Below are 11978 nucleotides of genomic sequence, written 5' to 3'. Positions count from 1 at the left end.
CATTCAATCATTTCCGTTTATCCACAATTGTACTTCTTTTAATAAGGTTTGTTCCATTTCAAAACTTTTTTTCTTAATTTCTAAATCATTCATTACTTCTTCAGAACAATAGCTCAATTTTAGGTCTATTTCTGTACCATTGTTGGCAACAATTGCTTTAATAACTACAATGTCAACAATATCAGCTTGATCCACTGTATCATTCCAGCCTTGTAATTTCTTCTCAAAGGAAGGTAGTCCATCTTCGGTAATATCTGCAACTATTTTACTTATATTAGTATAATTCCAGTATTTCACTTTGGTTGCACCCCTATGATTTAATAATATATGTATCCAAAAATTTGTATGTAGTTCTCACTTTATTCAATATTATATATTATTAATTATAAAGTAGTAATGTTAATAAATATCATTAATAAGATTAATGTATCATTACATTTTTGTGAAATCATGTAAAAAATCAGTGATGTACGCTAAATTATACCATATACATAGTGTGAAAGCGCAGACATTTTATGATTCTTTTAAAACTAATAAAACCCAGATGACACACGATTATGCCTTCTGGGTTTAATAAGATCATATATTTATTCTATTACTGATATGCAATTTCCCTTTTTCCTTCTCTATTCATCAAAAAATCAACCGCATCTCTGGGGTTTTTACTGCAAAAAACAATCTCAAATATTTGATTTGTAATTGGCATATCAACACCTAGTTGTTTTGCTAAATGATAAGCAGCCTCGGTTGACCGAATCCCCTCAACTACCATTCCTATGTTATTTTGCACATCTTCAATGTTACTGCCTTTACCAATTTGATATCCTGCCTGCCAATTCCGGCTATGTTTACTGTTACATGTTACAATTAGGTCTCCCGCACCCGCTAAACCTAATAGGGTTAGCGGGTTTGCACCCATTTCACATCCAAGGCGTGTAATTTCGGAGAGTCCGCGTGTAACTAATGCAGCCTTAGCGTTATCACCATAACCCAGACCGTCACAGATTCCAGCTCCTAAGGCAATTATGTTTTTTAGTGCTCCACCTAACTCTACGCCCAGAATATCATTGTTATTATAAACTCTAAAGTAAGAATTCATAAACAAATTCTGCGTGAATTCCGAAGCAAATTTATTATTAGATGCAGCAGTAATTGTTGTTGGATATTTTAAAGCCACTTCCTCAGCGTGAGTAGGTCCTGACAAAACAACAATATCTTTTAATACATCGTTAGGTAATATCTCATTTATGATTTCTGATACACGTTTAAACGTCTTTGGCTCTATTCCTTTACTAGCATGAATTATTGTTACTGGAGTTTTTATTATTTCTTTTAATTTTATTAGGATTTCTCTAATGGCTTTTGTTGGCACAACTATTAGAATACTATTTACTCCATCTATTGCCTGTTGTAAGGACGTAAAGCCCTTTATAGATTTAGGAAGTTTTATACTTGGCAAATAATTCTTATTTGAATTATTGTTATTTATTTCATTTATCGTCAACGGGGAGTGTCCCCATAAACGAACCTCATGGCCATTATCAGCCAAAACCATAGCCAAAGCAGTACCCCAACTTCCTGCTCCTATGACTGCAATTCTATTCAAATTATCGCCTCATTTAATCTGTTTTATTTATAAATAAAATCATTTTAGGAGATTCATATTGCCCAAGACTAAATATCCTCTTTATAGGAAGGCAACCACTCGGTAGCAGAATCACCCTTTTCCACTTTTATTTTCCTCCATGAAATATTTCCATTTCTAAACAGATATGGGCCCACCTTTAAATATTTCCCCGTAAACGGAGTAATTGTATAGGTACACTTTACCCATTCATTATTTCTTATATTAAATTGATTTTTCTTTATATAATAATGCTGAACTGATGTATTTTGAAATATTCCAGTCGGCTTATCATAAAGCCTAATACTAAATATTGCTTGTTGACTATCAACTTTGTCAATATCTTCAATTTTAACTTCAAAGGATATAGTGTAAGTTTGATCCCCATCAGCATTTACCTCTATTGCATTAGACCAAAGCTGCCGGTTTATATCCTTTTTCTCACCAGTTTTATTTATTGTCAAAATATTCGAATCTTTGTTAATGGAATTATCTTCAGAAATAATCTTAAAATCATTATGCCAATAAGTCCAAAAACTTTTCCCTAAGTTAAAAGTAGAATTTTTCACAAGATTTATTCTAGTTGACAATTCTTCTATTCTATTTAAGTTTTTAATTGCCTTTTTCTCAGCTATTAGATCATCAATAATTATTTTTATAAACTTTTTTGTGAAATCTTGATAATATTCATTGGTAAAATGAACATAAAATAAATCCCAGATATGATTTGGGTCAGCAAGATAATGTTTATCTTCGTAATCTATATATCTTACTCCATGTTTTTCAATGAAATATTGATCTAAAACTTCCCACCATTGATTATATAAATCTAGGTTTAGATTATGACCTAGCTCTTCAGTAACATTTTTTATTTGTTTTGTTTTTTGATCGAAAAATTCATTTGTAAATCTAGCTTTATTAATGACTATTTTGCAATTCGGAAGTTCTTCTTTTAAAAGTTCCACAAATATATCGGCACTTCTCTTCCACATTTTTAAATAGTTATTAAAATTCTTTTTTAAAGTAATAGAATTCCCTACTTCTAAATCTTTAAAGATATTAACTTTTTCAAACTTAAAAACCTTATCAGTTATATAAGAATTATTAAGTTCTCTAATTCCAAAAAATAAGTCTGCATAGAAATCTAGTATTACATAATCTGGATCGTTAATTTTTAAATGATAAATAATAGATTTTTCCAACTCAGAAATTAGATGAAGTTTATTAAACTCTGTGGTATCACCACTAACATTTGTTGCTATAAAGGGAATCGGATCTGAAGTTAAAGATATTAGTGACATTTGATGTTGTGATACAACACACTTATAATAATCTTTGTAATTATTTACAAATTGGGAGTTAAAATTATCTCTAGTAGCACAGCTGCCAATAACCGCTACCTTTATTTTATCCACTTAATTCATCCTTTCAAAGTTGAAGACAGTTAATTTGTCACTTTGTTTGTTGAAGTTTCCTTTAATAAGTACTTCACACCAATATTATCAAGCTGTGAAATAAATTCTTTATAGTACTCAGGCTCTAAATGGTCTGGTGTACAGTTCTCAGGATGATTATAAAGCGAGTAATATTTTTTATTGGATACATTTAATGTTTGGATATTTGGCAAAAGCTTTAGGAAGTAATCTTCCATATATTCATATAGGTAATTACTTCTCTTAATATGTCTGATAAAATCAAAATTCTCTATTTTACCGTCACTTGTAATATAACCCTCTGTTTTCCTAACTCTTTGTAAAACAATTCTTTCTTCAGGAATAATTTGAACAATCTTCTCAGCAAATTTCTTTACTGATTCTTTCCACAAGTTTAAGTATTCTGAAATATTTTGATGGGAAAGAACTTTCACATCTTCTCTTAAATCGCAAAGGTAATTTAAATTCCTTCTCAACATATAATTGACAGTGATGATATGATTTTCGTCAAAGAGTAAGACATCCTTCGATCCATCGATATAAAAATCAATAATAAAAAGGTCTGGATTAGCTTTCTTTAATTGTTCGAAGAAATCTTTATCGTAGTCACTTTTGATATAACTAACTTCTCTTTCATTAAAACCTTCAAATCTATTTTGCGGAAAAGGCACTGGGTTACTCATTAAACTTATAATCGAAGAATGGAACTGAGTATGAACTATTTGATACTTGCTTTTATAACTTGGATTATAAAAATCATTTGAGCTAAAAGCTAATCTACTAAAACAAGAACCACAAACTGCAATCTTTAATGTATTAGGTGCTGCTTTATGCTCTTTTTGCTTGCAAATCAAAGTTAACTTATTTAATTCTGATAAGGTAAATTCAAGTTGGAAATGACTATTAAGAGTAATTGAATTTTCCGGATTAAATTCCTTTTCATTGATATAAACAGGGAAGTTTATTGTTATATCAAATTCTGAGCTTCTTGTCTTCAAATAAATATTATATTTATCATTATTTTGGATGTTCAAGTCACTAAAGAAATCTTGAATTAAAAAGCTAGAAAAGAAGTTTGCGTCAAACTGGTTAAATGGAAGTTCTTTAATATCTAATGATAATTCTCCATCCTCAAATGTGGATTCTTTTTTTATAATAAAATTCTCGACAATTAAATTATTAACTTCCCCTTCTAATATCAACTGGCCCTCATTTTCTAAGAAGTTTGCTTTTATTGGTAATTTCCTTTGTTGAACAGTAAGTGATAAAGCTTTTTTATAATTTCTATAAAACTTCATATTAAAATATTTATAAATTTCTTTTTGGGTTCCTAGGAATTTCAAATTTTGTTCGATACTGAAAGGGTAGTCGATTTCCAAATTATTATTGTTATTACTTAACGTTATGTATGTATCCCAAGTTGATTTAGAATAATTCGTGTTTATTAATTTTTTTAAAACAATAGCTGAAGAAAACACACCATTTTCACTATATATAACAGGAAATTCTTGTACTTCCTCATGATATAAGATGTCAGACTGAACTCTCTTTTTAAATTTAATCACAAGATTATTTTTTTCATGATTATTTTCAAAAAAATGATCCGAAATACTGAACTTTATATTTAATGTATCTTCATTAAAACTACCAGTAACAGCACTAATAGGAAGTTCTCTTTCTTTAACTTGTAAAGCAAAAGTATCTATTTTAGTAACATAGGCTCTTACCATATAATAAGTAGATTCAATTGAATAATATCTCGTTTGAAATTCCTGCATATTCTTGATTTTAATCTTTTCTGCTTTATTACCTAATAGAATATAACAGTCCCAAATTTTACTCTCATTAAAATTTGAGGTTATCTCATTAATACTAATTGAAACGTTAAACTTGTTATTATACCATTCTGTGTCTAAAAAAATTCTTTTTGGAATAAAATAATCATCTGCAGAAATTCGTTCTTGTAAAACAATTGTAGGTTTTTCATCTGTTGCATTTGATGTAGAGAATTCCCCTTTTAGTATTAATTGATTTAAATCTTCTTTAAATTCAATAGAATTAAATTTTGCAAACATAATTTCCTCCATAATCTCTTATCAGTTAAATCAAAAATTGCGAATGGAGATTAAAAGCTCCATTCGCAATAGTTTGTATTATGATTAATTTTCTTCAAGAATTAACCTAACCTAAACAACTATAGAAACTTTTTAATGCTGAGTTATTATATTGCCGGTAATTAAATTGCGCGACCTCAAAAGAATCATCTTTATTTACTAAAGTTAATAAACCTTTTTCAAGTCCGTTAATGCTATTTTCGACTAATAATCCATATTTACCATCTTCTAAAACAGTTCTATTGGCAACAATATCTGTCGCAATGATTTTCATTCCCAGGGTCATAGCTTCTAAGAGCACCATTGGTTGCCCTTCATAATGTGATGAAAGAACAAAACAATCACATTTTTTCATAAAAGCAAATGGATTTTCCAGTTGTCCCATGAGATAAACGGAATCATTCATGCCCACTTCGTCTATAATTTCTTGCAAATATTCCTTCAGTGGCCCTTGACCTAAAATGTATAATTTACTTTTATTATGATTTTTATGGAACTTTGCAAATGCACGGATTAAGTTATCCTGACCTTTCTCCGGGCTCAATCTTCCCATATTAACAAAATTAATATTTTCATTTACTGGATCAGGAATAAACCTATTTTCTACCACCGTTCCTAACAACTGCCTAATTTTTAATGCTTTTTTATCCAACCACCCCAGCGGAACTCCGTCCTTAATGATATGCATATAGGTACTTTTCTGAGTAGTGACTTCTTTATCAATTGTCACTATTTCACCATTCAACTTTGCATTTTTCAGGATTTTCTTCGCTCCGTTCAATCCATATGGCTTTGTCCAGATAGCATCCTTTTCTCCTAAACATAATTCTGCAACCAAAGAAACAATTCTCTCTTTTATCACTGCAGGTCCTTCAATCATCTCAAATGCTCTGCAATCCAACCAACCTATCGATTGATCATCGATTAAGAACTCATAGTATGTTCCTTTTCTGGTTTTACAGATAGTATTTATATTTACAATTTGTCCTTCAAATGTTTTTGCGCTATCTACCTTTTTAGCTTCAAAATTTGGATATGGTTTAGTCCAAACAGAATGGTTTTCTGGCAAGTTAATTCTGGCATACATTCGGTAGCCAATATTTTTCTCTTCCAATATTCTGTTTTCAATATTTTCAATTATGTTGGCGTTCTCTTGATAATTTTTTAATTTTATTTTTTCTCTGATTGTATTAATCTTGCTTTGGTCGCTTATACTTGTTGATTCATTAATCGTACAATGTTCAAGTATTTTCAAGGCCGATTTATCTATCCAACCTATAACTACATTATTTATCGATATTCTGCTATAAGTTCCATGTTGTGTTTGTACTTCTTTATCAATATCAAAAATGATGTTTTTGTAATCCAAGCTATTAGATACCTTTTTTATTCCTGCCACTTTGTAAGGCTTTGTCCAAATATGGTTGCCCCTTGGTTTTACCAACTCTGCAATTGTATTTATTTTCTTTTCTTCAATGATACTGTCCGGAATAAGTTTTACAGCCTTGCTATTAATCCATCCGTATACTTGATAATTCACACTAAATTTAAAAAAAGTATCATTATTATAATTCGCTTTCCTAAATATCAAAATTTCTGTATCTTTTAATTTCTTATCTAGGCCGAACTTTGTTGAACCCATTTGGTCCGGTAAAGCACTCCATACAGGATACTTATCTACAATTACTAGTTTTGCTCTAGATTTCAAATGTTCAGTTTTTTGAATATCTAATCCAAACGAGTCCATTTCATTATTTGTTAACCCGAGGATTTTTTCAGGATTGATTGAGTTCATAACATAATCAAATTTCTCATAATCTGCATACTCTATTAGATTCTTACGATTTAATTCCATCGTTCCTTTTGAAACACTAACGAGTTTGTCAAACAGATTATAGATTGAAAATAAACCTCTTAAATTAATTCTATGTGGCCTCTTTCCATTAATTGTTCTTTCGCTATCAGAAAGGAGGTCATTATGCATAAAACATATTTTCTTTTTTGCATCAGCTACGATAAGATATTTTGCCCAAAATAGACTATAACCACTAAAATCTATTACGTAATCAAATTTGGAATTGCCAAATAAACGAGTATGCTCTCTAATATAAGCCTTCTCTGGAAAAATAAGTCCACTTAGGAAACCTCTCTTACCCCTGTTATGAATAAATTTATCTCTATACACTTCAGATAATTTATAAACCGGCAGTCCAGGTTTAAATAAAAATCGGACGTTCTTGTTTACTTTATCCAAGTTATTCAGTACTTCCTTGGCATGTGGGGTTGCTGTAAAACAGCTCACATCATACTTTTGATAATCGATGTTATTCATTAGATTGATGAAAGATGATGTAATACCATTGTTCATCATTCCGCCAGGATAAATGAGGATTTTTTCCTTATTAGTGCTTAAATTCGAAATTATATTAAGCGTTTTCTCACCATTGCCAAAAACATAATTTACAACTCTTTCAGTTACTCTTCCATCTTCAAAGTTTGTAAATTTATTCTGCATTTTTTTATATTTGGACTTATACTCTTCTTTAATACTATCAATATTTATTATTGATTCAGCTAGTTCGAATGAATTATAAAGTATTGGGCCTGGTAGGTCTTTGTTATCAATATATTGACCCCTTTGCTCACTATATACATCTAAATCCCATGTATAAAAAATAATCGGTTTATTGGTCACAAGAAAATCAAAGAAAATACTTGAATAATCGGTTATAAGTAAATCAATCATAGATAGTAATTCATTTGTATCTACAAAATCAGGGATTAATCTACTTTTGAGATTATGATTCTTTGCTGCTTCCGCATAAAGGAATGGGTGAACTTTAATGAAAATATTATATTTGTGGCCGACTTGACTTTCTAAGTAATTAATATCGGCTAATATTTGTAGTACGTCATTATTCGCTTTTAATACATTAGTGCCCTTCCAAGTGGGGGCATAAAGGATACTTTCCTTATTTTCATCTATTCTTAAATCTAATTCTGTTAAACAATCCTTAAACTCATCTGGATTTGTATTCAAGGTTAAATCAATTCTTGGATATCCTTCTTCGATAATAGTACCTTCATATACACCATTTAATTTATAACTATCAGTAAAAATCTTTGTAGTATGTGCATTAGGGCTCAAAATAAAATCAGCACTCAAAAAATTCCGGACAACATTTTGAGATGAAGATGGATTGCCAGGAATATCAAAACCCATGCTTTTTAGTGGTGTTCCATGCCATGTGTTAATGTATTTTTGATCTTTTTTTGGTATATAAAAAGATTGGAAAGTTGAATTATTAATTAAGAATTCACATGATGCAAGACATTTTAAGTACTGTTTGGAATTTCTAATTACAAACTTCACTTTAGGATGGTCTTTATATTTTTGATAGGATGGCCCAATTTTTTCGTAATCAACTATAGACCAAACATGTTGAAAATCCCTGTATTCAGGATTTTCTAGCATATATTTAAACATTGCGTATGGGCTATCAGTCATGCTATTTCCATCGCGACTTTCGTATAAAATTGTATTTTTCTTAATTTGCAACTTATCGTAATACTTTGCATACTGATTTACTCTACGATGATTATTTTTATGTAAATAATTTGAAAATGGCGTTTTAATAAAATCGATTTTCCTTTTTAAAATCTTTTTATTCACTTACAAAGCCTCTCCTTTATTGAAGTACAATAATCCAAGTTTATCTATTTTTATATATTATTTAGCTTTAATGTGGGGTAATTTCAAAAAACCTCTATCTCAATACTAATAAAGAAATAGAGGTGTAATACTCAAACTATAAAATACTGTCTAATTTCTAAACTTTTTATAGTATCACTTTCTCCTTTTCAATTATCGCATCTAAATACTCCAACACTTCCCCACGAAGTTCGGGGTCTTTCATGGCGAATTCGATGGTTGTTTTGATGAAGCCGATTTTTTCGCCGACGTCGTAGCGCTGACCTTCAAAATTGTAGGCAAATACGCGTTGGATGGTGTTTAGATTTTGGATGGCATCTGTTAGTTGAATTTCTCCGCCCGCTCCTGTTTCTTGGCGGTCCAAGAATGTGAAGATTTCTGGAGTAAGTATGTATCTTCCCATGATGGCTAAGTTGGATGGTGCTGTGCCTTGCTTTGGTTTTTCAACGAAGTTTTTAACCTGGTAACGACGGCCAGCTTGACTCTCGGGATCAATGATTCCATAACGGTTGGTTTCACTGTCCGGAACCTGCTGCACACCAATTACAGATGAATGCGTTTCTTCGTACTGATTAATGAGCTGCTTTAAGCATGGAGTGTCACTTTGGACAATGTCGTCACCCAAAAGAACAGCAAATGGTTCGTTTCCGATAAATTTTCTTGCACACCAAACTGCGTGACCAAGTCCTCTTGGTTCTTTTTGTCTGATGTAATGAATATCTGCCAAATTGGAAGCATGATTGATTTTTTCCAAAAGGCTGAACTTTTCCTTTTCTAAAAGGTTTTGTTCCAATTCATAGTTGAAATCAAAGTGGTCCTCGATTGCCCGCTTTGATTTTCCCGTCACGATGATAATATCTTCGATTCCTGATTCGATTGCTTCCTCAACTATGTACTGAATCGTTGGCTTATCAACGATTGGTAGCATTTCCTTAGGCATTGCCTTTGTTGCTGGCAGGAAACGTGTACCTAATCCTGCTGCAGGAATTATCGCTTTTCTTACTTTCTTCAAATCATTCACAACCCCTAAAACTATACTTTTGCACTATTGATTTTTGGTTCATAGTCCGCACGTATTTTCATAATATTATACAATGTTACAATTTTATGACAAATTGGATAAAATGTAAATAATTGTATCTATTTACAAACTACATTTTCTTACAATTTATTACGAGTTTTTTGCGATATATCGGGCTTTTTCGCCTGATTAAAAAAACTAAAAAATTATTTTTTTCCAAATAATTAGGCAATTTGTGCTATTATTTTATGGTGGCAATTTTAATAGTAAGGTTTTGCCAATTTAAGAAAAAAGCCGCAACACCAAATAGGATTTTAAGTTAAGGAGTACTCATGAACACCTCTGTTGTTTTTAAAAATGTATCAAAGAAATATAAATTGTATCAAAAGACTTCTGATAAATTACTAGACTTAGCGTTGCCGATGGGCTATGGACAGGATTTTTATGCGCTGCGTAATATCAGTTTCACCGCAGAGAAGGGCGATAGTATCGCCGTAATCGGTGTAAATGGAGCTGGTAAATCTACGTTTTCCAATTTGATTACTGGCATCATTCCCCCATCTCATGGCTCGATTAAGGTGAATGGTGAAGCCTCCCTTATCTCGATTGCCTCTGGCCTTAACACGCAGTTGTCAGGACGGGAAAACATCGAGCTGAAGCTTCTCATGCTTGGTTTTTCAAAGCAGCAGATCCAGGAGCTTGAGCCGGCAATCATTGAATTTGCCGATATCGGCCAGTTCATCGACCAGCCAGTAAAACGATACTCGAGCGGGATGAAGTCGAGATTAGGCTTTGCCATCTCCGTTAATGTTGACCCAGATGTGCTAGTAATTGACGAGGCGTTATCCGTTGGGGATAAAACCTTTGCCCAGAAGTGCCAAGTGAAGATGAACGAGTTCAAATTAAAAGGAAAGACGATTTTCTTCGTCAGCCACTCAATCGGGCAAATTAAGGAGTTTTGCCAAAAAGCACTCTGGTTAGAAGCCGGTGAAATCAAGGCATATGGAACGATTCAAGAGGTTCTTCCACAATACGAAAAATTCATTCAAGACTATAAAAAAATGACCCCTGAGCAGCAGAAGCAATACAAGCAGCAGGTTATGGATAGAAGAAGCCAGCCGCTCAATGAACAGCCTGCTAACACTGCAAAAGGGGACAAACAAGATCAGTTGATTGTGGCTGATGTTGAGAAAAATTCAGCAACAGTAGCCAAGGCATCCGAAGAGGCGACTAAACCGCTTGCGGAAAATCAAAATGAAGTTCAACAGATTATGGAGAAAATCGAGGCTTCTAAGGGGCTGACCAGCGATGAGCAAGCTCACAAGTCGCGCCGTAACCTCCCACTGCTATTAAGCAATTCGATAAAATCCGGAAGAAAGTTGCTCGTTGCTTCCGGTATTGTGATTGCAGTTTCTGTTGGCGGTATTATGGCCTATCTTAACTGGGACAACCTAATTGGCAAGGCTTCAACTGACAAGCCTGCTTCTGCCCACAACGTATCGGACGTCAGCGATACAAAGAGCGTTGCGTTTTCGGAAAAAACTCCACTCGAGAGTTTGATTCGTTGGAAATTTTATTATGGCGATGGTGTTGAGAGCGTTTTAGCCTTTGATGGAAAAATAAATCCGGATGAAAGCTTTGCAACTGCAAGCTTGTCTGAAAAACCTAGCATTGATGAGAGTCGATTTGTAGCTGCTTCTAAAAAATTCATTTCAGCTAAGAGTCTACAACAGGCTACTTCATTAATTGGAAAATCAAAAAAAGAGTTAGACGCGATAAAAACCTCCGAGTTAATGCATGAAAAGGTCTTCTTTAATTCAAGGGATGTCGTGGACGGAATTACACTCGACATTATTCCAACCACTCCGCTGCAAATGATAGAGCTCGTTGGAAAACCAAGTTATCAATTAGGTGATAACGCCTATTTATATCACGGGCAAAATTTCGATTTCATCGTTTATAAAAATGGCGGGAAGTTTTTTAATAAAATAACCATCCGACCTGCGCTTAATCCGATGCAGACTGAAGACAAATCAAATACTATTGTGGAAACACCAGTGGAAAACATTCCTGT

Annotated in this window: 6 protein-coding genes and 1 pseudogene; 1 reads left to right on the top strand and 6 read right to left on the bottom strand. The window is 32.5% G+C overall.

The window, feature by feature from the left end; translation table 11 throughout:
* Window positions 1–3 precede the first annotated feature (3 nt).
* From FXW34_RS13725 to galU, 6 genes are all read right to left on the bottom strand, one after another.
* Window positions 4–297 (bottom strand): hypothetical protein, encoded by a 294-nt coding sequence (locus tag FXW34_RS13725; RefSeq protein WP_147534577.1) that lies wholly within the window; start codon window positions 295–297, stop codon window positions 4–6.
* A 298-nt stretch (window positions 298–595) separates the two neighbouring features.
* Window positions 596–1606, bottom strand: a complete 1011-nt coding sequence (locus FXW34_RS13720) for an NAD(P)H-dependent glycerol-3-phosphate dehydrogenase (protein ID WP_147534576.1) — start codon at window positions 1604–1606, stop codon at window positions 596–598.
* Between the two features lie 68 nt (window positions 1607–1674).
* Window positions 1675–3039 carry a DUF6270 domain-containing protein gene (locus FXW34_RS13715; RefSeq protein ID WP_147534575.1) on the bottom strand — a complete coding sequence of 455 codons (1365 nt, stop codon included), beginning with the start codon at window positions 3037–3039 and terminating at the stop codon, window positions 1675–1677.
* A 29-nt stretch (window positions 3040–3068) separates the two neighbouring features.
* Window positions 3069–5132, bottom strand: a complete 2064-nt coding sequence (locus FXW34_RS13710) for a DUF6270 domain-containing protein (RefSeq protein WP_147534574.1) — start codon at window positions 5130–5132, stop codon at window positions 3069–3071.
* 106 nt (window positions 5133–5238) lie between these two features.
* The gene (locus tag FXW34_RS13705) at window positions 5239–8844 is read right to left on the bottom strand and encodes a CDP-glycerol glycerophosphotransferase family protein (RefSeq protein ID WP_147534573.1); all 3606 of its coding nucleotides are present in this window, start codon (window positions 8842–8844) and stop codon (window positions 5239–5241) included.
* A gap of 166 nt (window positions 8845–9010) precedes the next feature.
* Window positions 9011–9895 (bottom strand): UTP--glucose-1-phosphate uridylyltransferase GalU, encoded by an 885-nt coding sequence (galU, locus tag FXW34_RS13700; RefSeq protein WP_147534572.1) that lies wholly within the window; start codon window positions 9893–9895, stop codon window positions 9011–9013.
* Between the two features lie 341 nt (window positions 9896–10236).
* Between galU and tagH the strand changes: the two are divergent.
* Window positions 10237–11019 (top strand): annotated as a pseudogene (gene tagH / locus FXW34_RS23400) (teichoic acids export ABC transporter ATP-binding subunit TagH); the annotation flags it as partial.
* Window positions 11020–11978: the final 959 nt, after the last annotated feature.

The sequence above is a fragment of the Bacillus marasmi genome (assembly GCF_902168435.1).
Classification (GTDB): Bacteria; Bacillota; Bacilli; order Bacillales; family Cytobacillaceae; genus Bacillus_BU; species Bacillus_BU marasmi.
The sequence above is the reverse complement of the archived record's forward strand: the minus strand, read 5'-3'. Positions and strand labels throughout refer to the sequence as shown.